This is a genomic window from Streptosporangium sp. NPDC053982, from assembly GCF_055585205.1.
Map to the genome: position 1 here is coordinate 100,352 of NZ_JBVJKQ010000005.1, position 22,949 is coordinate 123,300.

At 71.2% G+C, this 22,949-nt stretch carries 24 protein-coding genes and 1 pseudogene; 16 read left to right on the forward strand and 9 right to left on the reverse strand.

What is annotated here, in order from left to right:
* Positions 1-161 precede the first annotated feature (161 nt).
* The 3 genes from ACZ6W9_RS10005 (at position 162) to ACZ6W9_RS10015 (ending at position 3,421) form a co-directional block, all read left to right on the forward strand.
* Complete coding sequence (locus tag ACZ6W9_RS10005) at positions 162-791, forward strand: SAM-dependent methyltransferase (protein WP_389968703.1); 630 nt, start codon at positions 162-164, stop codon at positions 789-791.
* Positions 792-884: 93 nt separating this feature from the next.
* Positions 885-1,700, forward strand: a complete 816-nt coding sequence (locus ACZ6W9_RS10010; protein WP_389968701.1) for an ABC transporter ATP-binding protein — start codon at positions 885-887, stop codon at positions 1,698-1,700.
* Positions 1,685-3,421: a hypothetical protein gene (locus ACZ6W9_RS10015; RefSeq protein WP_470117289.1), complete on the forward strand. Its 1,737-nt coding sequence runs from the start codon at positions 1,685-1,687 to the stop codon at positions 3,419-3,421. Before ACZ6W9_RS10010 ends, ACZ6W9_RS10015 begins: the two co-directional genes overlap by 16 nt.
* A gap of 27 nt (positions 3,422-3,448) precedes the next feature.
* On the opposite strand, the gene ACZ6W9_RS10020 is transcribed toward ACZ6W9_RS10015, so the two are convergent.
* The 6 genes from ACZ6W9_RS10020 to ACZ6W9_RS10045 form a co-directional block, all read right to left on the reverse strand.
* Positions 3,449-4,525, reverse strand: a complete 1,077-nt coding sequence (locus tag ACZ6W9_RS10020) for an epoxide hydrolase family protein (protein ID WP_470117291.1) — start codon at positions 4,523-4,525, stop codon at positions 3,449-3,451.
* Between the two features lie 279 nt (positions 4,526-4,804).
* A complete protein-coding gene (locus tag ACZ6W9_RS10025) occupies positions 4,805-6,400 on the reverse strand; it encodes an ABC transporter permease (protein WP_470117293.1) in 1,596 nt (531 codons plus the stop codon).
* Complete coding sequence (locus ACZ6W9_RS10030) at positions 6,397-6,585, reverse strand: hypothetical protein (protein WP_470117295.1); 189 nt, start codon at positions 6,583-6,585, stop codon at positions 6,397-6,399. Before ACZ6W9_RS10030 ends, ACZ6W9_RS10025 begins: the two co-directional genes overlap by 4 nt.
* Complete coding sequence (locus ACZ6W9_RS10035) at positions 6,578-7,264, reverse strand: TetR/AcrR family transcriptional regulator (RefSeq protein ID WP_470117297.1); 687 nt, start codon at positions 7,262-7,264, stop codon at positions 6,578-6,580. The genes ACZ6W9_RS10030 and ACZ6W9_RS10035 overlap by 8 nt, the downstream gene beginning before the upstream one ends.
* A gap of 350 nt (positions 7,265-7,614) precedes the next feature.
* Positions 7,615-9,726, reverse strand: a complete 2,112-nt coding sequence (locus ACZ6W9_RS10040; RefSeq protein WP_389968689.1) for an AfsR/SARP family transcriptional regulator — start codon at positions 9,724-9,726, stop codon at positions 7,615-7,617.
* 332 nt (positions 9,727-10,058) lie between these two features.
* Positions 10,059-10,925 carry an alpha/beta fold hydrolase gene (locus ACZ6W9_RS10045; protein ID WP_389968687.1) on the reverse strand — a complete coding sequence of 289 codons (867 nt, stop codon included), beginning with the start codon at positions 10,923-10,925 and terminating at the stop codon, positions 10,059-10,061.
* 106 nt (positions 10,926-11,031) lie between these two features.
* Here ACZ6W9_RS10045 and ACZ6W9_RS10050 point away from each other — a divergent pair, with 106 nt between their 5' ends.
* Entirely contained in the window at positions 11,032-11,511 is a 480-nt protein-coding gene (locus tag ACZ6W9_RS10050) for a CGNR zinc finger domain-containing protein (protein ID WP_389968685.1), read from the forward strand.
* Positions 11,512-11,587: 76 nt separating this feature from the next.
* On the forward strand, positions 11,588-11,956 hold the full coding sequence (locus ACZ6W9_RS10055; RefSeq protein ID WP_470117300.1) for a hypothetical protein: 369 nt from the start codon (positions 11,588-11,590) through the stop codon (positions 11,954-11,956).
* 260 nt (positions 11,957-12,216) lie between these two features.
* Here the strand turns inward: ACZ6W9_RS10055 and ACZ6W9_RS10060 are convergent, their stop codons facing one another.
* Positions 12,217-13,167, reverse strand: coding sequence for a helix-turn-helix transcriptional regulator (locus ACZ6W9_RS10060; protein WP_470117302.1), 951 nt, complete (start codon positions 13,165-13,167; stop codon positions 12,217-12,219).
* A 105-nt stretch (positions 13,168-13,272) separates the two neighbouring features.
* On the opposite strand from ACZ6W9_RS10060, the gene ACZ6W9_RS10065 reads away from it, so the two are divergent.
* The 3 genes and pseudogenes from ACZ6W9_RS10065 to ACZ6W9_RS10075 all read left to right on the forward strand — a co-directional run.
* Positions 13,273-13,650 (forward strand): carboxymuconolactone decarboxylase family protein, encoded by a 378-nt coding sequence (locus ACZ6W9_RS10065; protein WP_389968680.1) that lies wholly within the window; start codon positions 13,273-13,275, stop codon positions 13,648-13,650.
* Positions 13,602-14,114, forward strand: a complete 513-nt coding sequence (locus ACZ6W9_RS10070) for a YdeI/OmpD-associated family protein (protein WP_389968678.1) — start codon at positions 13,602-13,604, stop codon at positions 14,112-14,114. The genes ACZ6W9_RS10065 and ACZ6W9_RS10070 overlap by 49 nt, the downstream gene beginning before the upstream one ends.
* Positions 14,115-14,213: 99 nt before the next feature.
* A pseudogene (locus tag ACZ6W9_RS10075) lies at positions 14,214-14,651 on the forward strand (Tn3 family transposase); the annotation flags it as partial.
* A 173-nt stretch (positions 14,652-14,824) separates the two neighbouring features.
* Here the strand turns inward: ACZ6W9_RS10075 and ACZ6W9_RS10080 are convergent.
* Positions 14,825-16,189, reverse strand: coding sequence for an MFS transporter (locus ACZ6W9_RS10080; RefSeq protein ID WP_470117305.1), 1,365 nt, complete (start codon positions 16,187-16,189; stop codon positions 14,825-14,827).
* Between ACZ6W9_RS10080 and ACZ6W9_RS10085 the strand changes: the two genes are divergently transcribed.
* The 7 genes from ACZ6W9_RS10085 (at position 16,188) to ACZ6W9_RS10115 (ending at position 21,165) form a co-directional block, all read left to right on the forward strand.
* Positions 16,188-16,340, forward strand: a complete 153-nt coding sequence (locus ACZ6W9_RS10085) for a hypothetical protein (RefSeq protein WP_389969382.1) — start codon at positions 16,188-16,190, stop codon at positions 16,338-16,340. The genes ACZ6W9_RS10080 and ACZ6W9_RS10085 overlap by 2 nt on opposite strands.
* A 28-nt stretch (positions 16,341-16,368) precedes the next feature.
* Positions 16,369-17,385: a helix-turn-helix transcriptional regulator gene (locus tag ACZ6W9_RS10090; protein ID WP_389969380.1), complete on the forward strand. Its 1,017-nt coding sequence runs from the start codon at positions 16,369-16,371 to the stop codon at positions 17,383-17,385.
* 206 nt (positions 17,386-17,591) lie between these two features.
* The gene (locus ACZ6W9_RS10095; protein WP_389969378.1) at positions 17,592-18,101 is read left to right on the forward strand and encodes a recombinase family protein; all 510 of its coding nucleotides are present in this window, start codon (positions 17,592-17,594) and stop codon (positions 18,099-18,101) included.
* Between the two features lie 127 nt (positions 18,102-18,228).
* Positions 18,229-18,582, forward strand: a complete 354-nt coding sequence (locus ACZ6W9_RS10100; protein ID WP_389969376.1) for an MFS transporter — start codon at positions 18,229-18,231, stop codon at positions 18,580-18,582.
* Between the two features lie 9 nt (positions 18,583-18,591).
* Positions 18,592-19,170, forward strand: a complete 579-nt coding sequence (locus tag ACZ6W9_RS10105) for an MFS transporter (protein WP_389969374.1) — start codon at positions 18,592-18,594, stop codon at positions 19,168-19,170.
* Positions 19,171-19,571: 401 nt separating this feature from the next.
* Positions 19,572-20,375 (forward strand): alpha/beta fold hydrolase, encoded by an 804-nt coding sequence (locus ACZ6W9_RS10110; RefSeq protein ID WP_470117308.1) that lies wholly within the window; start codon positions 19,572-19,574, stop codon positions 20,373-20,375.
* Positions 20,376-20,379: 4 nt separating this feature from the next.
* The gene (locus tag ACZ6W9_RS10115; RefSeq protein ID WP_389969370.1) at positions 20,380-21,165 is read left to right on the forward strand and encodes a MerR family transcriptional regulator; all 786 of its coding nucleotides are present in this window, start codon (positions 20,380-20,382) and stop codon (positions 21,163-21,165) included.
* A 417-nt stretch (positions 21,166-21,582) separates the two neighbouring features.
* Here the strand turns inward: ACZ6W9_RS10115 and ACZ6W9_RS10120 are convergent, their stop codons facing one another.
* Positions 21,583-21,981 (reverse strand): nuclear transport factor 2 family protein, encoded by a 399-nt coding sequence (locus ACZ6W9_RS10120; protein ID WP_389969368.1) that lies wholly within the window; start codon positions 21,979-21,981, stop codon positions 21,583-21,585.
* An 88-nt stretch (positions 21,982-22,069) separates the two neighbouring features.
* Between ACZ6W9_RS10120 and ACZ6W9_RS10125 the strand changes: the two genes are divergently transcribed.
* On the forward strand, positions 22,070-22,858 hold the full coding sequence (locus ACZ6W9_RS10125) for a helix-turn-helix domain-containing protein (RefSeq protein ID WP_389969366.1): 789 nt from the start codon (positions 22,070-22,072) through the stop codon (positions 22,856-22,858).
* The last annotated feature ends 91 nt before the right edge of the window (positions 22,859-22,949 follow it).

A 22,949-nucleotide genomic window follows, 5' to 3' on the forward strand; every position in this document is an offset into this window, starting at 1 on the left:
ACGCCCCGGAAGCCGGGTGACGATCCCGGCTCCCGGGGCATCACTCGCGGTACAACCCGTGAGAGCCGTCCGAAGAACAGGAGAACTCCGTTGAGCCGCCCCCGAATCATCACCTTCCGCACGCCGCCCGGCGCCGCGGTCACGACCGGCGAGGCCCCGTGATGGACGCCGCCGCCTGGGACGAGCGATACGCCGCCGCCGAACTCGTCTGGAGCGCCGAACCCAACCGGTGGGTCGCCCAGGCCCTGGACGGCCGCCCGCCCGGCACCGCCGTCGACCTGGCCTGCGGGGAGGGCCGCAACGCCGTGTGGCTGGCCGAGCGCGGCTGGCGGGTCACCGGCGTGGACTTCTCCTCGGTCGCCCTGGGCAAGGCCGAGGCGATGGCCGAGCGCCGCGGGGCGCCGGTGACCTGGGTGCACGCCGACGCCACCGCCTGGAGCCCGCCCGAGCCGGTCGACCTGGTCGTCCTGGCCTATTTCCACCTGCCCGCCGCCGAACGCCGCCGCGTGCACCGGACGGCCGCGCACGCCCTGGCCCCGGGAGGCACGCTCCTGGTGGCCGGGCACGACACGACGAACCTGACGCGCGGCGTCGGCGGGCCGCAGGACCCCGCGGTGCTGTTCACCCCCGGTGACGTGCTGGCCGACGTCGAGGGTCTGGGGCTGGAGACCGTACGCGCCGAGCAGCTCGTTCGGCCGGTGACCGGTCCCGGCGGGATCCGGGACGCCATCGACGCGGTGGTCGAGCTGCGCCGCCCGGATCCCGCCGGCGACGTCGACGCGCCCGCGTAGGTGTCCGCTCTGCCGCGTCGGGATTATCGGAAACACTTTATGCGGGCGGCAGTCCGCCCATAAGGTGCTGTCTGCCGAACAATGACCCGTGTCATGTTCCGGGGAAGGCCCGTTCGCCAACGTTCGACAAGGAAGTCCGTGAGCGCATCAACCGACGTTCCCGCCCTGCGCCTCAACGGCCTGGTCAAAAGATTCGGCCACGGACTCGCGGTCGACCACGTCGACCTGGAGGTGCCGGGCGGGTCGTTCTTCGGCCTGGTCGGTCCCAACGGAGCCGGCAAGACCACCACGCTGTCGATGGCGGTGGGCCTGCTGCGGCCGGACGCGGGCCGCGCCGAGATCTTCGGCCAGGACGTGTGGGCGGCCCCTGAGCGGGCCAAGGCCACGGTGGGGGTGCTGCCCGACGGGCTGGCCATGCCCGAGCGGCTGACCGGGCGGGAGGTGCTCACCTACCTGGGCCTGCTGCGCGGCCTGGCCGAAGACGTGGTGGCACGGCGGGCCGAGGAGCTGCTGGCCGTGCTGGAACTGGACGGTGCGGACAGGACGCTGGTCATCGAGTACTCGACCGGCATGCGCAAGAAGATCGGGTTGGCCATCGCGCTGCTGCACGCGCCGCGCCTGCTGGTGCTGGACGAGCCGTTCGAGGCCGTGGACCCGGTCTCGGCCGCCGCGATCAAGAAGATCCTGCGCGGCTTCGTCGCCGGCGGCGGCTCGATCGTGCTGTCCAGCCACGTGATGGCGCTGGTGGAGCAGCTGTGCGACCGCGTCGCGGTGATGGCCAAGGGCCGGGTGGCCGCGGTCGGCACGGTGGACGAGGTGCGTGGCGAGCGTTCCCTGGAGGACGCGTTCGTCGGGCTCGTCGGTGACCAGGACGACGACGTCAGGGAGCTGTCGTGGCTGTCGCGCTGACCATGGCCCGGATGAAGCTCGCCGTACTGCGGCACTCCTTCCACGGCACACGCGCGCAGATGGCGGGCACGGGAGCCGTGCTCGGCGTGCTGCTCGCGGCCGGAACGGTCTACCTCGCCTTCGCCGGCCCCGACCTGCTGGCCGCCGGGTACGCGGTCTGGCTGCTGGGCTGGATGCTCGGGCCCGTCTTCATGGGCGGCGGCGACGAGACGCTGCGTCCGGAGTACTTCTCCCTGCTCGGCCTGCCACCCCGCCGTCTGGCGACGGGGCTGCTGGTCGCGGCCTTCGTCGGCGTCGCACCGCTGGTCAGTCTCGGCGCGCTGCTCGGGCTGCTGGTCGCGGGCGTCCGCCTCGGTGCGGTGAACGCCCTGGTGGCCGTGGTCGCGATGGTGCTGCAGCTGGCCGTGTTCGTGCTGCTGTCGAAGGTGAGCGTGGCGGTGGTCGGGCTGGCGCTGCGGTCCCGGCCGGGTGCGCTCGCCTCCGGCCTGATCAACGGCGCCATCCTGGCGGCGCTCGGGCAGATCTGGGTCTTCTTCTGGGCCTTCGGCCAGACGGGCGTGCCCGCCGCGGTGTGGTACCTGCCCTCCGGATGGGGGCTGCTCGCCGTACGGGGCCAGTGGTGGGCGCTCGGCGCGCTGGCCGTACTGGCGCTGCTGCTCCTGGGCGCGTGGGCGGCCCTGATCGCCCGTCGCGTGGGCGCGGCCCGGGTCTCCGCGGGCGGCCGGCGGCCGATCACGGCGGGCACCGCCGTCGGCGCGGTCGTCGCCAAGGAGCTGCGCACCTGGTCACGCGACCTGGTGCGCAACCACCAGTTCGCCTTCGCCCTGTCGTACGCGCTCTGCTTCACCGCGAGCCCGCTGCTTCTCGGCTGGGACGCCATGCTTCCCTACGCCGGCCCCGTCTTCGTCGTGATGGCGGCCGCCATGACCGCCAACCTCTACGGCACGGACGGCACGGCCCTGTGGCTGACGCTCATGACGCCCGGCGCGAGCGACGTGCGCGGCCGGCAGCTGGCCTGGCTGTCGGCTCACGCGCCGGTGGCGACCGTGCTCGCCGTGGCGTTCACCGCTGTCGCCGGCGGCCCGTGGCCGCCGGTCCTGGCCCTGATGCCCGCCCTGCTCGGCGGCGCGGCCGGGCTGGTGCCGTTGATCTCGGTGTACGCCCTGGTGCCCGGCACCGACCCGCACCGCCGCGCGGGCAACCCGCTGCGTACCAGTGAGGACGACAGCGGCCTGACCGGCCTGGCCTACCTGATGCTCGTCCTCGTGGTCCTCACCGGCGCGCCCGCGGTCCTGACGGCGATCCGGTACGGCTGGGCCGGCGTGGCCGTCGGCGCCGCGTCCGGCGCACTGTGCTACTGGGGTCTCGGCCTGCTGGCCGAGCGGCGGCTGCGCGCGCACGGCCCCGAACTGCTGGACGTCATGCGGACCGGCCGCAGGCCGCGGACGACGATGACCTCCCGCTTCGACCAGCTGTCCAGGACCCAGAAGACCGTCGCCGGCTGGTGCTTCGGCTTCGGCGCCATCCCGCTGATCCCGCAGGGCGTTCTGGCCGCCGTCTTCGTGTCCGACGACATGCTGCGCCACAGCTGGTTCCTGGCCACGTACATGCCGCCCGGCCTGCGCTATCCGGTCGCCGCCGCCTTCGTCCTGCTCGGCCTGGCGATCTACGGCACGGGTGTGTGGATCATCAGGCGGCGATCGGCTCCGGCGGCGTCATAGGGCGCGCGGACCGGAGGAGGGGCCGGGTCAGGCACGGGCGAGGAAGAAGGCCCGGACGTCCCCGGCGAGCAGCTCCGGCACCTCCATCGCGGCGAAGTGGCCGCCGCGGTCGAACTCCGACCAGTGCCTGACGTCGTACAGCCGCTCGGCCAGCGGCCGCACCGACTGGGTGATGTCGTGCGGGAACACCGCCACGCCGAGCGGCACCGGGCACGGCTGCCCGCTGCCTCGCGGGGCGTCGCGGTGGAGCCGGCCCGAGGAGGCCGCAGTCGCGGTCAGCCAGTACAGCGAGACGTCGGTGAGCATCCGGTCGTCGCCGACCGGCGTGGCGGGGTCGGTCCACTGCGCGAACCGCTCGGCGATCCAGACCAGCTGGCCGACCGGCGAGTCGGTCAGCGCGTAGCCGATGGTCTGCGGGGTGAGCGCCTGCAGGGCCTGGTACGGCGGGCGGTTCGCCATCAGCTGCCGGACCTTGTCCAGCCGGGCCTCGTCCGCCTCGGACACCTCGACGCCGGGGTCCGGCCGGGTCGGCAGGTAGTTGACGTGCACCCCGACGACGTGCTCGGGCGCGACGGCGCCGAGTGCGATGGAGATGCCCGCGCCGAAGTCGCCGCCCTGCGCGCCGTAGCGCTCGTATCCGAGGCGGCGCATCAGCTCGGCCCAGGCTTGGGCGACCCGGACGGTGTCCCAGCCGCGCTCGTGGGTCGGCCCGGAGAAGCCGAAGCCGGGGATGGACGGGATCACCAGGTGGAAGTCGCGCGACAGCGGCTCGATCACGTCGAGGAACTCCAGGAACGACCCGGGCCAGCCGTGGGTGAGGATCAGCGCGAGCGCGTCCGGCTTCGGGGACCGGACGTGGACGAAGTGGATGTTCTGGCCCTCGATCTCGGTCGTGAAGTGCGGAAGCTCGTTGAGCGCGGCCTCGTGCTCGCGCCAGTCGTAGCCGGTGCGCCAGTGTTCGGCCAGTTCCCTGAGCCGCGCCAGCGGGAACCCGTAGTCCCATCCGGCGTCGGCGACCTCGTCAGGCCAGCGGGTGCGGGAGAGCCGGTCGTTCAGGTCGTCGAGGTCCGCCTGGGGGACGGCGATGCGGAACGGCTTGATCATGGTCTTCACTCCGGGGGACTGGTTCGACGCCTGATGGCCGGAGGGTTTCCACGACCATGGCGCCCAATTGATTGGCAAGGCCAACGTTGGTATCACCAACTGTACATGCATTCATTGGTCACGCCAACGGTATGTGGCGGCCGGTTCGACGCGGTGGCAGGCCGGGTGCCCACCAGGTCGGGCTCCGTCGATGTGGTCGGGCTCGGGGACGGGCGCGCCACCGACCCGATGCGCCGGGGTACACGACCGGCCCGTTCCGGCCGGGTTCGGCGTGGGAGGTCAGCCGAAGTCGCGACGGCGCAGGGACAGCAGACCGCCGATGAGAAGGAGGACGGTGACCGCGGTGAGCGCGAGGGTCGGGCGGGCATCGTACGGCGTCCCGGTCATCGCGTTCGCGACGTAGTGGAACGGCTCCACGGGGAGACCGCCGAAGAATCCGTAGAAGGGGGTGATGATCTGTCCCAGTGCGGAGGTCAGGACCCAGGCCGACCAGGAGATCGCCACGACGGCCCGCGGTGTCAGCCCGTACGCGAGCACACAGACCGCCCCCACGCTCCACGCCGCGGGCACGGTGGTCAGCGCCCCCGCGACGAAACGGGGTAGATCGATGGCGAGGTCGCCGACGAGCAGCGAGAACACCATGCCGAAGACCAGGCCGGCGACGGTCATCAGCGCGGCTGTGCCGAGCCCGGCCACGAGCAGGTGCCCGCCCGCCCAGCGCAGACGGGTCAGTGAGGTGGCCAGCACCGCCTCCCCCCGGCCCGAGACCTCCTCCGCCCGCAGCCGGATGACCATGAGCACCGGGTAGAGCGAGACGGCGTACGCCATGATCATGATCAGGTACCAGACGTACGCGGCAAGTGACGGCGATCGCATGCCGGTCATGGTGGTGATGGTGTCGAGCATGATGCTCGGCCGCGTGAGCAGGTCGTTCGTCAACGGGGACAGCCCGCCTGCGGCCCCCGCGAAGACCCCGACCCCCACCGCCCACTTCAGGAGCAGGCCGCGGTGCAGCCGCCAGGCCAGGCTGACCGGGCCGCGCAGCTTCGGGGCCGTGGCCGGGCCCGGCCGCTCGGTCAGCACGCCCGCGCCGAGGTCACGGCGGTCGAGCAGCCGGCACGCGAGCGCGTGCGGCGCCGCGCCGGCCACGAACACGACACCGGCCAGCCACCACCGCTCGTCCTGGTACGGCTGCACGAGATGACTCCAGCCGATGGGGGACAGGTACTTCAGCCAGGGCTGTCCCATGGCGTCCCCGGAGATGCGCATCACGTAGGCGAGCCCGAGCACGGACAGAGCGATCGTGGTGGCCGTGCGGGCCCCGGCGGCGAGCTGGGCGGCGACCGCGGCGACGCCCCCGAACAGCCAGCCCGCGAGCGCGATGGCGGTGCCGTACGCGACCGACCCGACCGGCGGGAGCCCGACCGTGATCAGCGCGGCCGTGGTCAGCGCCCCGGCGAGCAGGCTGACGCCCGTCGCCACCAGCACGGCGGCGATCAGTGGGGCACGACGGCTCACGACGGCGGCGCGGACCAGCTCGGCCCTGCCCGCGTCCTCCTCCCTGCGGGTGTGCCGGATGACCGACATCAGGGCGGCGAACGCGCTTGCCACGTACAGGAAGCCGCCGCTGCGCCAGGTCGCGAGCACCTCGAGCCGGGGTTCCACCCGGCCGCCGCCGATCGCATGGAGGAAGGGCGTCCTGGTGATGATGCCGAGGTAGGTGAGCTTCAGCTCCCTGGTGGCCATGTAGCGGTTGATGTAGGCCACCATCACCAGGCTCATGCCCACGATCAGCAGGATCCACCAGGGGGCGATGGACCGTTCGCGGCGCAGTGCCAGGCGGACCAGGTGGCCGGTGCCGGTGAAAGGGCTCATGGTGTCGCTCCTGCGTGTCGCCCGTCGCTCCCGCCGGGGCGGCCGTAGCACCGCAGGAACGGCTCCTCCAGGGTGGGGGGCCTGTGCACCTCTCCGGCGCCCGCCACGACGAGAGCGAGGCCGTCCGATGCGCGGGTGGCGCCGAACGTCTTGACCGAGCCTGTCACGGAGATCGCGTCACGCATCGGGACGCTCCTCGGCCGAACCGAACGTGACTCCGGTGTCCGTCCGGGTCCTGTCCAGGGCGTCGCGGCGGGCGGCGGCCTCTTCGGGGCTGAGCCAGGGGTGGGAGTAGAGGTCGAGCAGGGTCAGGGCGAGCAGGTGGGCGCCCTCTTGACCGGAGACGTCGGCGCCCAGCCCTCGGGACACGTGCTTGTGGAGGATCGCGACGGCCAGGGCCATCGCCGTGCCCACCGTCGCCCTGGCCTTGCGGCCGGTGAAGGGGGGATCAGAGCGGCGCTCGTCCAACCTTGCGAGCCACTGCTCGCTCATCTGGACCATCGCGTCGAACACCGGCTCGGCCCATCCCTCGGTCAGGGCGCGCGCCAGGTATCGCTGGTAGGGCCCGAGGGCCGCCATGGAGGCCGCGACGTGGTTCACGCTGTTCACGCCGGCGGTCGTGTCGGCGTCGGCCTGCTCGTTGATCCTGCTGATCAGTTTGATCAGGTGGGCGTCACACGCCTCGCGCAGGGCCTGCTTGGACCCGAAGTGATGGCGCAGCAGTCCCGGAGAGACGCCGGCGGTCTCGGCGATCGCCCGGGTCGTCGCCCTGTCGAAGCCATGCTCCCCGAAATGCCGCAAGGCCGCGTCCCTGATCCGCGCACGAGCGGTCAGGTCCTCAGCCTCGTGTCCTGATGTCGTCACTGCCCGTAGCTCCTATCCGATTGCATAGTAAATTGCCCTTCTGGAGAGAATGCTATGCAAGCGCATAGTACGTCTGAGGCGCGGGAGTGAACAGGGGAGAGGCCGAGTACGAGAGAAAAAGGGACGGTCATGTCGCCGGCCAAGGCGATCACACGGCTCCCGCGAGCGCGCCGCATGGCCGGGACAGGTGTGCTCCGAAGGCGGCGACGGCCCGGCCCCGGCGGGTGCCGAACCGGCCGGGCACGTGCGCATCGGTCACGCTCGCGCCTCCACCGTCCGGCGGTCCTCGGACGGCGGCGCCGCCGTCACAGCGCTGCGCTGCGAGGGGCGGCGCCGGCCGTACGGCCCGCTCACCGGGTGCGGCGGAGGGCGGCGTCGAGGTCGCCGAGGTAGGCGGAGACCGGGCCCAGGCTGAGCACGCCGCTGCCCGCGCCGGCCAGCTCCGCCGCCGCGGGTACGAGCGCGGCGCGGGCGCGTTCCATCGTCTCCCGGTCGCCGGCGGCGATCGCCGCCCGTGCCACCAGGCACCACAGAGCCTCATGCAGCAGGTCGCCGGGCGGGTCCGGGACCGCGCGCAGCGCCTCCGCCGCCTCGTCACGGCGATCCCGGTCCAGCAGGACCAGGGGCCGGACCCACGGCTCGTACGGCCCCCAGCCGGTGAGCCCGCCGGTCCGCGGGGACCCGCCCTCGCACACTCCCGGGTCGGCGTGCCCGCCGGTCCGCGGGGACCCGTCCCCGCGCACTTCCACGTCGGCGTGTCCGCCGGTCCGTGGCGGTCCCTCCCGGCGCACCCGCAGGCACAGCAGCGCGAGCGGCAGCAGGCCGCACTCCAGCCCCGGCATGCCGACGCCGTCCGGCCGCGCGGCCGCGTAGGCCGCCTCCACCTCCGCCCGCGGCGCGCCGCCCTCCTCGGCGAGCCGCATCACCCGGTACAAACGGGTGAACACGCCCGCCAGCGGCAGCTCGTTGCGCCCGGCCAGGCGGTCGGCGGCCTCCGCGTGGCGGTCGGCCGCCGCGAAGTCGCCGAGCGCGCCGCGGGCCTGCAGACGGATGAGGTGCCCGAGCACCTCGAAGGTGACCAGGCCGTGACGGGCGGACAGCGCGACCAGCTCGGCGCCGATCCCGTCGCGGCGCGCGGCCAGACCCGCCCGGTGGAAGGTCTGCATGAACACGCCGTTGAGGGCGAACGCCAGCAGCGCGGGATCGTCCAGGTCGCGGGCGAGCCGCTCGGCCTCCCGGGCCGCCCGGAGGGCGCGCGCCGTACGGTCGCCGCGCGACTCCACGGCGATCGTGGCCAGCAGCCGCGCCCGCGCCGCCTCGTGCCCACCGGGCGGAAGCGCGGCCAGGGCGCGCTCGGCGGCCGCGACCACCTGGGCGGCCTGCTCCGGATCGTCGACCCGGGTCCAGATCGCCGGGACGTCGTAGGCGCCGATCACGCGGGCGGTCAGCTCCGCGTCGCCCAGCTCCTCCGCCGCCGAGACGGCGGCCACCCGGTGCCGTCGTGCCTCCTCCAGACCGCCCGCGCCGGTCACCGCGAGGTTGCGCAGCAGGCCCACCGTCGACTCCAGCCGTGCTCGGGCGCCGGAGGCCACGGCGCGGTCGTAGGCCGCGGCCGCCCGCGCCCACACCCGGGCCGCACCGGCCGCCGCGGAGCCGTGGTCGAGATCGGGGCCGGGGTCGGGGCCGGGGTCCGGAGGGTCGAGATGGCGGGCCTGGCCGAGGATGTCCGCCTCCAGACGGCGCAGCCGCGGCCCCGGATCCACCCCGAGCTGCTCGACCAGGAGCGTCCGCGCCCGGCGCAGCACCGCCAGGGCGTCCCCCTGGCGGCCGGCGCGGTACAGCGCGAGCGCCAGCAGCCGCCAGGCGTCCTCGCGCCAGGGATGGCCGGTCACGTGCGCGTCCAGGTCCGGCACCGCCTCCGCCGCCAGGCCCAGGGCCAGCCGGGCCTCGGCCCGGCGCTCGACGGCGTGCAGCCGCAGCTCCGCCAGGCGGGAGCGTTCGGCGCGGGTCCAGTCCTCGTCGGCGAACTCGGCGTAGGCGGGTCCGCGCCACAGGTCCAGCGCCTCTCCCAGCCGTGCCGCCGCCTCGGCGGGAGGCAGCGCCGCGGCGGCGGTCACCGAATCCTCGAAGCACCAGGCGTCCACCGCGCCGGGGTCGGCACGCAGCGCGTACCCCGGCCCCTCGGTGACCAGCAGCCGGGCCGGGGCCCGGGGCGGGCGCTCCGGCTCCAGTGCGCGGCGCAGCGCGGCCACGAAGGTGCGCACCGCACCCACCGGGCCCACGGTGTCGGGGAAGGGGTCCTCCCACAGGTCCTCCACCAGCCGGGTGACCGGGACGACGCGGCCGCGGGCGACGATCAGCCGGGCCAGCACCGCGCGGTGCCGCGGCCCCCTGAGCGCGATCGCGTCCCCGGCGCCGTCCCAGGCCGCCACCGGCCCCAGCACCCCGAACGTGACCCGCATCCCCCGACCGTCCCCTCCGGGCGCCCGGCTGTCTCACCCGGCGCCGATCCGGCATCGCCCCCGGTCAAGCTACCGGCTCGGGCCACCGCGCCGGGAACGGCGGAGACCCGGCCACGCGACGCCGGTCCGGCCGGGATCCGTCCGGCCACGCGGACCCCTGCCACGTGCCGGGGTTGAGGAACCCCGGGATGCCGAGGAGCAGGAGCCGCTCGGTCTGGAGGGGGTATCGCCGAGGCGAGCCCAAAAGGGGCCACGGGATGGTCACACCTATGGCATGCGGCTTTAGGGTGGGGACCGGCGCGGTGGCCCTCCGTTTCCAGCCCCGGCCCTACTTATCCCAGCACCCGTCCGAGGAAGCCGCGCAGGTAGCCCGCGACGACGTCCAGGTGGCTCTCCAGCAGAAAGTGACCGCCGTTGATCAGGTGCACCTCCGCGTCCTTTGCGTCGCGGGCGAAGGCCTGCGCGCCGGCCGGGCCGAAGATTTCGTCGTTGCGGCCCCACACGGCGAGCACCGGGACCTCGCTGGTGCGCAGGAATTCGTGCAGCAGCGGGTAGAGCGGGCGGTTGTTCTGGTAGTCGTGGAACAGCGCCAGCTGGACCTCGTCGTTGCCCTCGCGGGAGACGAGGGCGAAGTCGTGCTCCCAGGTGTCCGGGCTGACCAGGCTCGGGTCGGGTACGCCGTGCATGTACTGCCAGCGGATGGCGTCGATGCTCAGCGCGGCGCGGACGGCGGGTTCGGTGTCGGGGCCGGGGTTCGCCCCGTAGGCCCAGACGTCGGTCCAGAACGACTCGACGAAACCGTCCTCGTAGCCGTTGCCGTTCTGGGTGACGAGGGCGGAGATCCGTTCGGGGTGCTGGAGCGCGAGGCGCCATCCGATGGGGGCGCCGTAGTCCTGGACGTAGAGGGCGTAGCGGTCCAGGCCCAGTTGGTCGAGCAGTCCGGAGGTGAGTTCGGCGAGGGCGTCGAAGGTGTAGGTGAATTCTCCCACGAGGGGGGCGTCGGAGTGGCCGAAGCCGAGGTGGTCGGGCGCGACGACGTGGTAGTCGTCGGCCAGCAGCGGGATGAGCTCGCGGAACATGAACGAGCTGGTCGGGTAGCCGTGCAGCAGGACGATCACGGGAGCGTCGGCGGGGCCGGCTTCGCGGTAGAAGATCTCATGACCGTCGACAGCGGCGGTCCTGTGGTGCACCGAGTGCATATCTAACCTCTTTGGGTGTCTAATCCGGTTAGTTTCTCGCCATGCAAGCACGGGATGGTCTAACCTGTCAAATGATTCGATCTGGTTAGAAGGGGAATGGCACCCGATGGACGCGCTACTGGACCTGCTCAACAGCAGGCCACTGGTCAACGGCGAGGAACAGGACGCACTCGGCGACCCGTCCGAAGGCAGGCGCTGGGCGCAGGAGCGCGGCGGCGATGGCAGCCTCGCGGAGCTCGCGCTGCTGCGCGAGACGCGCGACATCCTGCAGGGCATAGTGCGCGGAGAAAGCTCGCCCGCCACGATGAGCCCGCTGCTCGAAGGGGTCCACCAGACCCCAGAGATCACTTCGGGTGGCCTTCAGTGGACGCTCAAGACCCCCCCGCATGCCCGGCTGGCCGTTGAGATGGTCCTCGCCTGGGCCGCCACCGAGAAGCAACTGCCTGGCCGACTGCGCCCCTGTGCCAACAACGAGTGCCAGCTTTTCCTGCTCGACCGCAGCCGCGCCAACCGCGCCCGCTGGTGTTCAATGGCCGTCTGCGGCAACCGCGAAAAAGCACGTCGCCACTATGAACGCACCCGTTGACCCGTCCCCACGCGGCTAGCGTTCTCAAGCCCGCAAGGGCAAGCACGGCGGCCGGCCGCCGGTCATCACCGAGGACATGCTGCACACCGTGCTGCGGCGCCGGGCGAACGGCGAGTCCGTCGAGCAGATCCAGCCCGGCCTGATCATCCCCACCGGCAAGCGCAAGGGCCAGAACCCCTCCGTGGCCGGCATCTACCGGGCGCTCGCCGAGCACGCCAGGCGCGAGGCGTACCCCGAAGCCATCGAGGCCGCGCACGCCGACTTCGCCGCCCTCCAGGCCGGTGCCGTTCCCGAGCCCCGTACCGGCGCCGCGGCCGTGACGACGGGCTGCTCGTCGATCACGAAGCAAGATCATCCCATGGCCCCTTTTGGGCTCACCTCGGCCTCCGGGGAGGATCGGACCGGATTTTGGCGCTGCGGAGTCGCTCTTGACGACGATTCGTGAAGACGGCCGTTTGCCCTGGTCGAGGTCCTTGGCGTGCCTGCTCGTGCCTCATATGGGGCATACGGAGGGGCAGGGCCGGAGGGTGCCGATGGCCCCGCCTGCCTCCTGAATCCCGGTTCATCGGTCCGACCCTCCGCGGTGGCGTTCAGCGCGGGATTGCCCAGTCCGGCATCCAGGTCCCCGCGGCGCGGACCTCCTGTCTGAGACAGCGTTTCCGCAGGTCGCGTCTTCGCGGACCGGCAGTGCGGCGGGTGTTTGTGTTACTGGTTGTCGTTGAGGAGCCGTTGTGCGCGGGTGAGGAATGCCTGGCGGACCTCTTCTGGGTGCAGTATCTGGAGTGGCCGGCCGAGGCTGAGCAGGTAGCGGGCCAGGCCGTCGGCGTCCGGCCCGCCGATGTCGATGATCGTTGCGTCATCGCCGTCCGGGTGGTGGACGCCGACCGTCGACGGCACCAGCCTGCGCGCCTCATCGGCCGGTACGGCCAGGCGGATGGTCACCCGCACCGGGTGGGGCCTCAGCGCGATGCCCGTACCGACCATCTGTGCCGGATCCGGCGGGTCGGGCAGGGCGGCGGCCTGCCCGGTGGCCGTGGCATCGATGATGCGATCGGTACGGAAGGTGCGCCAGTCCTGCCGCGTCAGGTCGTAGGCGAGGAGATACCAGCGGCGGCCGGTGTAGATGAGCCGGTGGGGGCCCACTCGGCGGGTGGACGTCGTTCCGGTCCGGTCGCGGTAGGTCAACCGGGTGCGTTCGCCTCGCCGGCACGCGGTGGCCAGGTCGAGGAGCAGCGCGGGGGAGATCTGGCTGTCGTCGGGTCGTGCGGTGTGGGTGAACGCGGTGTCCAGCCCGCCGAGCCGGTCGGCGATCCTGGCCGGCAGCACCCGGCGTAGTTTCAGCAGCGCCGACAGGGCTGCCTGGTCGCTGCCGGAGACTCCGCTGAAGGCGGCGGTGCGCAGCCCGACAGCGACTGCGAGGGCCTCCTCCTCGTCAAGGATCAGTGGCGGAATGCTGGTTCCGGGCCCGAGGTGGTAGCCGCCCCATGGGCCCATCTCGGATTCGATGCCGTAGCCGAGCTCACGTAGCCGGGCGATGTCCCGGCGAACCGTCCGTTCGGTGATCTCCAACTGGGCGGAAAGATCAGCGCACGTCCAGGACCGCCGCGTTGACAGCAAAGACAGCAGCCGCAGCAGCCGCGCCGCGGTGTTGACCATGGCTGACTCCTCGGCCGAAAAGTCCATTACGACGATGACCTCCGCCAAGGTGCGCTAGATGACGGAACCGGACGGGCCGAGGTGACCGATGAAGGAGCAACACTGATGGAAGCACGCATGAAGAGCGTGGCGAATTCCGACGTGATCACAGCGGTCCAGCATCTCCAGAAGGCGATTCACGCCGGTGGCGTCGACCCGCTCGTGCTCGAGCTGGTCCATCTGCGGGCCAGCCAGATCAACGGCTGCAGCCCGTGTGTGTTCGCCGGCGTCCAGTCGGCGAAGAAGCATGGAGAGGCCAACGAGCGGCTGCACAGCGTGATCACCTGGCGCGAGACCCCGTTCTTCACCGAGGAGGAGCGGGCGGCGCTCGCGCTGACCACCGATGCCCGAGCCTGGCGGGAGTGGCTCGCAGGCACCACGACAGCTCGGCAGGGGTGTGGCTGGTCCTCGCCAAGCGGAACACGACCCGGCCCACCAGCCTGACCTATGACCAGGCGCTCGACGAAGCCCTGTGCCACGGCTGGATCGACGGTCGGCTACGACGGCGGGATGAGATCACCTTCTGCCGGCGCTTCACCCCTCGCGGAAGGCGAAGTCCCTGGTCGGCGCGGAACGTTTCCATCGTCACCCGTCTGATCGGTGAGGGCCGGATGCATCCGGCCGGAATGACCGAGGTCGAACGCGCCAAGGCCGACGGCCGCTGGGAGGCGGCCTACGCGGGACAAGCCGGCATCGAGGTGCCGGCCGATCTGGCCGCCGCACTGGCCGCGAAACCCCAGGCACAAGCCATGTTCGACATTCTCACCTCCCAGAACCGCTACGCCGTTCTCTATCGGATCACGAACGCCAAACGCGCCGAGACCCGAGCCCGCCGTATCACCCGGCTCGTTGACATGCTCGCCCGCGGCGAGGCGATCCACCCGCAAAAGCGCGCCCTCGGCAGTTGAACGCTGGACCACTCCTCTCCCCGCCTCGCTCCTCTAAGCCCACGCGCATGCGGCGCGACGTTCGGCCAGAGCCGGAACCTTACCCAGCCCCCCAAGAACAAGGCCCTGCACCCGCTCAGCATCTTGGACCCGATCGACGACACTTACCGCCGCAAGCTGAACAAGCAGCTCACCGTGCAGGAGTCGCGGCACCGGCTCGCCCGCAAGATCTGCCATGGCGGCAACGGTCAGATCCGGAAGGCTTATCGGGAGGGCCAGGAGGATCAGCTAGCGGCTCTGGGGCTGGTCGTCAACGCGGTCGCGCTGTGGAACTCCAAGTACCTATCGGCTGCGGTCGACCGGCTGCGCGCCGACGGCGTCCCGGTGAAGGATGAGGATGCCGCCCGGCTGTCCCCGCTCGGCCACGCCCACCTCAACGTCCTGGGCCGCTACTCCATCTCCTCCTCCGCACCGGCCGAAGGACTGCGGCAGCTCGGTGAGATCCCCGACCTGCCCGACTTCCCCGACAGCGACGACCTGGAGGAGGAAGGGGCGTAGGACCTGCCGGGCTCGCGGGGGCCACCGGCCCCCGCGAGCCCGGCCCGTTCTGGGCCGCACCCATTTCTGGTCAGCCTGTCTCGATGTGAAGGCAGGGCGCCCCCTTCGCCTGCGCCGTTGCCCTGGTGACAGGCGGCGCGCTCGAGATGCCGGTTGACAAGCGGCGTGCTTCTCTACTCGGCGTGCTCGGCCGCGGTCTTCGGGAGCGCGAGCATCACGAATGCCGTGATCAGGTAGAGCGCGGCTGAGACGATCAGGACGATGCCGAGCGCATGACTGTAGTCGGACAGCGCCGGCGCCCCGGCGGCTGGACCGGTGGCAGAGGTGAAGAAGACCGTGCCGAGCACGGCGATGCCGGCGGCGCCGCCGATCTGGTTGACAGTGGACAGCACCCCGCCCGCGGCGCCCGCGTTGCGCCCGGGGACGCCCGCCAGGACGACGTTGACGAGGATCGGCGCGGCGAGACCGAGTCCGAGGCCACCGATGAACAGCGCCAGGGCGAGCAGCCAGTATCCGGGATCGTCGCCGTCCTTGACGACGTACCACAGAACGAGGTGCGATGCCGCGATCGTGAGCGAGCCGGCGATCAGCAGTGTTCTGCCCGCCTTGGCGGCCAGGGCGACGCCGAGGCCGGAGGTGATGATCGAGCCGAGCGCGTACGGGAGGATCACCAGGCCGGTCTCCCACGCGGTCCGGCCGGTCCCGTTCTGCAGGTAGATCGAGAGGGTGAGGAAGTACGACCCGAGGCCGCCGAAGAACAGCACCGAAGCGACCAGGCCGACGGTGAAGGCCCGGATTCTCAGCAGAGCGGGATCGAAGACGGGCTCGTTCCCGCGTCCGGTGAGGCGGCGCTCGTAGACGAGGAAGATCGAGAGCACGACGATCCCGGCCGCCAGCAGGGCGTAGCTGCCCCAGGTCCATCCCCAGGTCTCGGCCTGGATGATCGGCAGCAGCAGGAGCAGGATGCCCGTGGCCGCCAGGAACGCGCCCGCCAGGTCCAGCCGCGCGGTCGAGGTGGAGCGGGACTCCGGCAGCACCTTCGCGCCGATGATGAGGGCCAGGACCGAGACGGGCACATTGATCCAGAAGATCGTACGCCAGCCCAGGCCGAACAGGTCGGCCTCGACGAGCAGCCCGCCCAGCAGCGGACCCGCGACCGAGGCGAGACCCTGAACCGCTCCGTACGCGCCGAACGCCTTGGCCCGCTCACCCGGCGCGAAGGACGCCCGGATGATCCCGAACACCTGCGGCACCATGATGCCGCCGGTCAGCCCCTGCGCGGCCCGCATGCCGATGAGCATCCCCGGATCGGCGGCCAGCGCGCACAGCGCCGAGGTGAGCATGAACCCGGCCAGCCCGATCAGGAACAGCCGCTTGCGGCCGTACTGATCACCGAGCCGTCCACCGGTGATCAGGCCCGCGCCCAGGGCGAGGGTGTAGGCGGCGATCGTCCACTGGATCTGAGCGTCGCCGGCACCCAGGTCCCGGGCTATCGCCGGGGCCGCGACGGTCACGATCGTCGCATCGAGAAGGTCCATGAACGACCCGAAGAGCACCACCAGCAGCGCCGCAGTCGCGCCGGCGCCGGCGATGGGTACGGGAGGAACCTCAGGGTTGAAGGAGCCCTTTGGCGGGCTTGGTGAAGCGGTCATGCCGGTCACCATCGTCGGCATAGTTGCCATCGAGTGACCGCTATCGGCGAGAGAATCGGAGAATCATGGCTGCCACCTCCGCGCGGACGCTCAAACTGCTGTCCATCTTCGGGATCGGCGCGACCCTGACCGCCGAGAAACTCGCCACCCGGCTCGGAACGTCGGTGCGAACCGTGCGCCGCGACATCGACACGCTCCGAGACCTCGGGTACGAGATCGAGGCCATCCGCGGCGCGGGTGGCGGTTATCGGCTCGGTCACGCCGCCCGCCTGCCGCCGGTCGTGTTCGACGAGGACCAGGCCGTCGCCACGGCCGTCGCACTGCAGACCGTCCCGGCGGTCCTGTCCGGCATCCGCGAGAACGCGGCACGCGCTCTCGCCACGCTGCACCAGGCGATGCCCGCGCGCAGCCGCCTGCACGCCAAAGCGTTCACCGTCTCCTCTGCCCGCAACTACTGGGAGTTCCCCGCCCCGCCGATCGACACCGAGACCGTCCGCGCCGTCGGCAGCGCGATCAACCGGCAGCACCTCGTACGCGTCGGCTACACCGGCGACGGAGAACCCGTCACGCTCACGCTGGAACCGCACGACCTCGTGGTGTGGGCCGCACGCTGGTACCTGGTCGCCTTCGACCCGGATGCGGGCCGATGGCGCGCCATGCGCATGGATCGCATCCAGGCGCACCTGCCCACGCACACCCCCTTCGACCGGCGCGACATCCCGCACGGCGATCCCGTCACCTTCGTCATGACCGCACCCGACCGCGGAGACGCCACTGCCGACTGGCCATGCTGCGGCTCGGCCACCCTCGGCCTGCCCGCCTCCACCGTCGCCCGGTTCGCTCCCGGCGGATCAACAGTCAAGTACGACACCGAAACCACTTGCCGCCTCACCCTTGGCGCCTGGTCATGGCCAGGACTCGCCGGCCTGCTCCTCACCTTCGACGCCGACCTCACCGACATCGAACCAGCCGAACTCCGGCAAGCTTTGCGCTCCCTGCGCACCCGGATCAGCAGGGGACTCGGACCCGACGACCTCACCGGTGACCTGCACACCTCATGTGGAGTGCGGAGGGGTGGATGAACTGGTGTTCCGTAAGGGGATCCTCAACCGGAACACCCGCCAGCCGGGACAGAGCGCCAGGTCGAGGTGTTCTGTATAGGTGTTCCGCGAACTGTTCCGGTGAAGGGGGGCTATACGGAACACTTGAGCGCGTGAACGGAACCCGCGTCGGCTACGCCCGCTGCTCGACCGACGAGCAGGATGTGATCATCCAGACCGAGTAACTCTTGGCCCTCGGCGTCCCCCAGGATCGGATCTACATCGATCGCGGCTCCTCCGGCACCACCCGCCGCAACCGCGTCGGCCTCGACCAGGCCCTCGCCGCCGACTGGGACGGGACGGTGTTCACGGTCACTAAGTTCGACCGGTTCGCTCGCAACATGGCCGAGGCCAACGAGATCCTCACCGACCTGTCCGGACGGGGCGTCCTGTTCGGACTCGGCGCATCCGTCTACGACTGGAACGACCCGTTCGGGCGGCTGTTCCTGCAGACCCTCGCCATGGTCGCCGAGTTCGAGGCCAACCTCGGACACATGCGCACCCGCGAGGGCATGGCCCTGGCCAAGAAGAACGGCAAGCTCAAGGGCAAGCAGCCCAAATTGCCCGAACCCGCCCGGCGCTCCATCCGCCGCCGATACGCCGAGGGCGAGGTGTCCCTGGCCGACCTGGCCACCGAATACAGCGTCGGACGCTCCACCATCCACCGCATCATCCACGGGCCAGAAACCTCCCGGTAGAGCGATCACACGCCGAAGCCGGACGTCACACATCGAGCAAGATCATTTTCGCCGCCAACGGCTGTTCCTGGGTTCCTCAACCCCGATCCAGCACGCGCTCGGCTTCGACGCCCGGCACCTGGCGTGGGTGGGCAACGCCTACGCGCTGAGTTTCGGCGTTCTGCTGCTGCTCGGCGGGCGGCTGGCCGACGCGCCGGGCGCGCTGATCACGGCCCGGGCAGGTCAGGGGGTGGGAGCGGCGGTGCTGGCCCCGGCCACGCTCACGATCTTGACCTCTGTCTTTCCCGAGGGGCCGCGCCGCACCCGCGCGATCGCGATCTGGACGGCGGTGAGCCTGGCCGGCGGCACGGCGGGCAACCTGATCGGCGGGGCGCTGACCGAATACCTGTCCTGGCGGGCGATTCTGCTGATCAACGTGCCGATCTGGCTGGGCAACATCGCGATACTGCTGGCCGGGGCGTGCCTGAACCCGATGTGGTAGTTCCTGACCTTGTCCCTGCAGCACGTCCTGGGCTACGGGCCGCTGCAGACCGGGCTGGCGTTCCTGCCGCACACCCTGCTGACCATGCTGGTGGGCCTGCGCCTGACGCCATGGCTGATGCGCCGCGCCGACGATCGCGTGCTCATCGTCGCCGGGGCGCTGATCGGCGCAGCCGGCTTCTGGTGGCAGAGCCGCATCGCCCCTGGCCAGGACTACCTGACGGCCATCGCCGGCCCAGCCGTGCTGATCTCGCTCGGCGGCGGCCTGCTGAACACGCCGCTGACTGTCACGGTCACCTCGGGCGTCGCCGCAGCCGACGCGGGGGCGGCCTCCGGGCTGATGAACACCGCCAAGCAGATCGGCGGCGCGCTCGGCCTGGCGTCCCTGGTCGCGCTCACGGCGGGGCAGGACGGCGAACGTGCCGGCCCGGCCGGGCGCCGGAGCTGGCGACTGGCTACGGGCAGGCCTTCGCCGCCATCGCCGTGGTGCTGGCCGCCGTCGCCCTCCTGGCGGCCGCGCTGCCGCGACGGCGCGACGCCAGCCCGGTGCCACCCCGGCAAGGCGGGGGGCTGGCGACCTGAGCGCTGATCGAGCCGTCCCCTCCGCCGACCAGCGTGGTTGAGCAGCGACGATGACGTCCAGGCGAAGATCGCTTCCCGAGATGCATGTGATCGAGCGCTCAGGGGTTCAGCGTGCTCCGTCCGACATGGGGGACCGTTGTGTACGGGTGTGGTTGTTCCAGCCACTCGCTGGTCAGCCTTGCTCCTGTGGTCCGGCCGATGACCGCGAGCATGGCGGCTTGCCGGCCGTAGTCCTCGTCGCGTTCCTCGAAGTCGACGAAGAAGTCTGTCGTCGCCTACAGCGGCGCTCTCGCCCGACGCCGATGCGGCGATGCAGGTCAATGCCTCCGTCGAGGTCACCGGAACTCGATTCGGTGGCCTCGACGGTCCGTTTGACCTTGACCCGAGGTCAAGGCGGATGCTGACCGCATGAAGCATTCACACGCTTCCTCATGGGCCGGCATGGTGCCCGTCGACGACACGGCCCTGGCGGTCACCGATACCCGCGGCCCCGGCCAAGCCGTCGTGTATCTCAACGGCTCCTATGCGAGCCAGCGCTCCTGGCGGCGGGTGATCGCCGAACTCGGCCCCCGGTGGCGACACCTCACCTACGACGAGCGCGCCCGCGGCAAGTCGAAGCGGTCGGCCGACTACTCCTTCGAGGGCTGTCTGCGCGACGTCGACGCAGTCCTCGAGGCGATCGGGGTGGAGCGGCCGCTGCTGGTCGGCTGGTCCTATGGTGCGGCGCTGGCGGTGCACTGGGCCGATCGCAACCCCGACCGTATCGCCGGGCTGGTCTCGGTCGACGGCGCGGTCCCCTGGGGGCTGACCGGTGAGGAGAACCGGGAGCGGATCCGGCGCGCGTTTCGCAGGATGCGGCTGGGGTTGCCGCTCGCGCGCCCCTTCGGCCTGGCCGCCTCGATGAGTGCCGCTCAGCACGCCCAGGTCAACATCGAGATCAACGAGGTCTGCGCTGCCCTCGAACCCGTCCTGGACCGGCTGTCCTGCCCGGTGCGCTATATCCTGGCCTCCGGAGCCAACCTCGGCGGCGGTGCGGAGGAGATGGAGCAGATGCGCGCCTCTCTCGATCCGGTGCTCCGCCGCAACCCCAACCTGCGGGTCAGCACCAAAGTAGAGAGCAACCACACCCAGATCCTGCGCAAGGATTTCCGGGCGGTCGCCGCCGCGGTGCGGGAGACCGCCGCCGCCGCGCAGGCGCGAAAGGATCGCTGAGCCCATGGCCGCGGGGGTGACCATCGGCCAGGCGGCCGCGTTCGCCGGCGTCACGATCAAAACGGTGCGGCACTACCACAAGCTCGGGCTGGTGGCGGAGCCCGCGCGCGACAGCTCGGGGTATCGGCGCTACGGCTCGGCCGAGCTGTTGAGACTGGTGCAGGTCAAAACGCTCGCCGGCGCCGGGGTGCCGCTGGCCGACATCGGCCCGCTGCTGGACTGCGACGCCGCGCCGTTCGCCGCGGCGCTCGCCGACGTCGAGCAGCGCCTCACCGCCCGGATCGCCGCGTTGGCCGCACAGAGGGACATGCTCAACCGGCTCACCAGCGGCGACCGGACCTTGCTGCCCGACCGCGCCGTAGCGATGCTGGAGGCAATGCCGACCCTCGGCTTCACCCCGGAGGACGTACGCACTGCCCGGGAATCCTTCGTCCTGGCCAAGGCCCTGGTCCCCGAAAGCTTCGAGGACTACCTCGCCGACATCGAACACGCGCTGCGCAACCCCCGCTTCGTGGAGCTGACCAAGCGCAGCGCCGAAGTCATCGGCTGGGCACCGGATGATCCCCGCGTTGTGGAGCTGGCCACCGACATGGCCGAGCACTACCTCGCCCACCCCGACCACCTCAGGATCGTGACCGGTCTGCAAGCCCATACCGAGACCGCGACCCGCTACCGGTTGATCGCCCACCACGGCGAAGAACGCGACTCCGCCGCGGCCCGCCTGGCCTCGCTCGTCGAAGCGAGGCTCCGCGCCGGCGGTATCGACATCCCCCGACCGGATCGAGGCTGAGACCGACAGGAGCCGTTGGCAGAGAGCCCGTTCCCCGGGCCGCCGCAGCCCGGGCAACGGGCTGAGGAGAGGATCGGTCCAGTCAAAGGGGCGGGCTCACCAGACTTGGACCCGAGACACAGGCGACGGAACCAAAATCCGGTCCGCCCCTCCCCAGAGGCCTCCCGGGTCAAGGATGAGGACGCCGGCGGCCTGTCCCCGCTCGGCCACTCCCACCTCAACGTCCTGGGCCGCTACTCCATCTCCCCCTCCGCACCGGTGGAAGGCCTGCGGCAGCTCGGCGAGATCCCTGACCCTCCCGACGACGGCGGCGTGGCCGGGAGGGGGTGCAGAACCCAGGCTTGAGGTGGGGCATGGGGCCGTCACGATGCCCCGGTGTTCACAGCCGCGGCGCCCGGCTTGCGGCCGGGCCGGCGATCAGCGAATCTCCCACCAGGTCAGGTTGGCGGCCGCCTGGGACGTCGGCTCGATGATCTCCCATGCCTCGGTGATCAGACCGTCGTCGAGCCGCCAGATGTCGACGACCGTGATCTCCGGCCCGTCACCGGGCAGCTGACGCCTGGAATGCATCACGACATGATCGCCGTCGGCCAGCACGTGCTGGATCTCGACCTGCATGCCGGCGAGTGGGACGAGCGCGGCGCCCACGGCGGCCAGCCATTCCGACTTCGTCTTGGAGGTCGCGTCCGGGCGGTGATGGAGGAAGTCGTCGCTCAGCAACGGCGCGAGCGTGTCGACGTCGCCGGTCGCGACCAGTGCGGTCAGCGCCTGCTGGACGATGCTCTTGTTGTCATGGGTCATGTTCTGCGTAGTCACGGGCCGCAATGTTTCCGACGTCCGGGACATTTGTCGATGAAATGCCATTTCATAGCATTCGGGTGCTCGATGAGTAGCATCGTCGTCCATGCACACTGTGGGGGAACTGCTGCGGCAGTGGCGGCATCGCCGGCGCCTCAGCCAGCTGGATCTCGCGATCGCCGCCGATGTGTCGGCTCGTCACGTCAGCCTGGTGGAGACCGGCAAGTCCCGCCCGAGCGCCGAGATGATCCTGCGACTGGCCGAGCAGCTCGACGTGCCGTTGCGAGAGCGCAACCGGCTGCTGCTGGCCGCCGGCTTCGCGCCCCGCTATGCCGAACGGCCGCTCGATCAGGAGTCGTTGTCGGCGGCCTGGGACGCGATCGAGCGTGTACTGCGCGCGCATGAGCCGTATCCGGCACTGGCCGTCGACCGCCGGTGGAACATCGTGATGAGCAACCGCGCCATCGACCCGTTCCTCGCCGCCGTCGCCCCCGACCTGCTGGTACGGCCGATCAACATGGTGCGGCTGGGGCTGGACCCGCGCGGGCTCGCCCCGCACATCGTCAACCTGGCGCAGGTGCGTACGCTGCTGCGTGTCCGGATCGCACGGCAACTCGCCACAGCTCCCGACCCTGGACTCACCGCGCTCTACGAGGATTACCTTGCCCCCCATTCGGGGGACGCGAGTCAACCGGTCGAGTCGGAGGTCACCATCCCGATGATCTTCAGCTTCGGCGGGCGCGAACTGCGGCTGTTCTCGACGACGACCACGTTCGGTACTCCGATGGACATCACCCTGGACGAGGTCGCGATCGAGTCGTACTACCCGACGGACGCCGACAGCGCCGCCTACTTCACCGCACTCGACGCCGGCAGGCAGTCACCTGCCCTCTGACCAGGAATGAGAAATAACCCATGAGTTCGTCGGCCGGTTGAGCGTGGCCCGCGCTACGTCCGCCGGCGCTACCTGACCCCGCCACAGCTGC

What these genes read in the sequence shown, in the direction of transcription:
- ACZ6W9_RS10005 (WP_389968703.1), top strand. Translation starts at nt 162, where the DNA reads ATGGACGCCGCCGCCTGGGACGAGCGATACGCCGCCGCCGAACTCGTC.
- ACZ6W9_RS10010 (WP_389968701.1), top strand. Translation starts at nt 885, where the DNA reads ATGTTCCGGGGAAGGCCCGTTCGCCAACGTTCGACAAGGAAGTCCGTG.
- ACZ6W9_RS10020 (WP_470117291.1), bottom strand. Translation starts at nt 4,525, where the DNA reads ATGATCAAGCCGTTCCGCATCGCCGTCCCCCAGGCGGACCTCGACGAC.
- ACZ6W9_RS10025 (WP_470117293.1), bottom strand. Translation starts at nt 6,400, where the DNA reads ATGAGCCCTTTCACCGGCACCGGCCACCTGGTCCGCCTGGCACTGCGC.
- ACZ6W9_RS10030 (WP_470117295.1), bottom strand. Translation starts at nt 6,585, where the DNA reads ATGCGTGACGCGATCTCCGTGACAGGCTCGGTCAAGACGTTCGGCGCC.
- ACZ6W9_RS10040 (WP_389968689.1), bottom strand. Translation starts at nt 9,726, where the DNA reads ATGCGGGTCACGTTCGGGGTGCTGGGGCCGGTGGCGGCCTGGGACGGC.
- ACZ6W9_RS10045 (WP_389968687.1), bottom strand. Translation starts at nt 10,925, where the DNA reads ATGCACTCGGTGCACCACAGGACCGCCGCTGTCGACGGTCATGAGATC.
- ACZ6W9_RS10050 (WP_389968685.1), top strand. Translation starts at nt 11,032, where the DNA reads ATGGACGCGCTACTGGACCTGCTCAACAGCAGGCCACTGGTCAACGGC.
- ACZ6W9_RS10055 (WP_470117300.1), top strand. Translation starts at nt 11,588, where the DNA reads ATGCTGCACACCGTGCTGCGGCGCCGGGCGAACGGCGAGTCCGTCGAG.
- ACZ6W9_RS10060 (WP_470117302.1), bottom strand. Translation starts at nt 13,167, where the DNA reads ATGGTCAACACCGCGGCGCGGCTGCTGCGGCTGCTGTCTTTGCTGTCA.
- ACZ6W9_RS10065 (WP_389968680.1), top strand. Translation starts at nt 13,273, where the DNA reads ATGGAAGCACGCATGAAGAGCGTGGCGAATTCCGACGTGATCACAGCG.
- ACZ6W9_RS10085 (WP_389969382.1), top strand. Translation starts at nt 16,188, where the DNA reads ATGAACGACCCGAAGAGCACCACCAGCAGCGCCGCAGTCGCGCCGGCG.
- ACZ6W9_RS10080 (WP_470117305.1), bottom strand. Translation starts at nt 16,189, where the DNA reads ATGGACCTTCTCGATGCGACGATCGTGACCGTCGCGGCCCCGGCGATA.
- ACZ6W9_RS10090 (WP_389969380.1), top strand. Translation starts at nt 16,369, where the DNA reads ATGGCTGCCACCTCCGCGCGGACGCTCAAACTGCTGTCCATCTTCGGG.
- ACZ6W9_RS10110 (WP_470117308.1), top strand. Translation starts at nt 19,572, where the DNA reads ATGAAGCATTCACACGCTTCCTCATGGGCCGGCATGGTGCCCGTCGAC.
- ACZ6W9_RS10115 (WP_389969370.1), top strand. Translation starts at nt 20,380, where the DNA reads ATGGCCGCGGGGGTGACCATCGGCCAGGCGGCCGCGTTCGCCGGCGTC.
- ACZ6W9_RS10125 (WP_389969366.1), top strand. Translation starts at nt 22,070, where the DNA reads ATGCACACTGTGGGGGAACTGCTGCGGCAGTGGCGGCATCGCCGGCGC.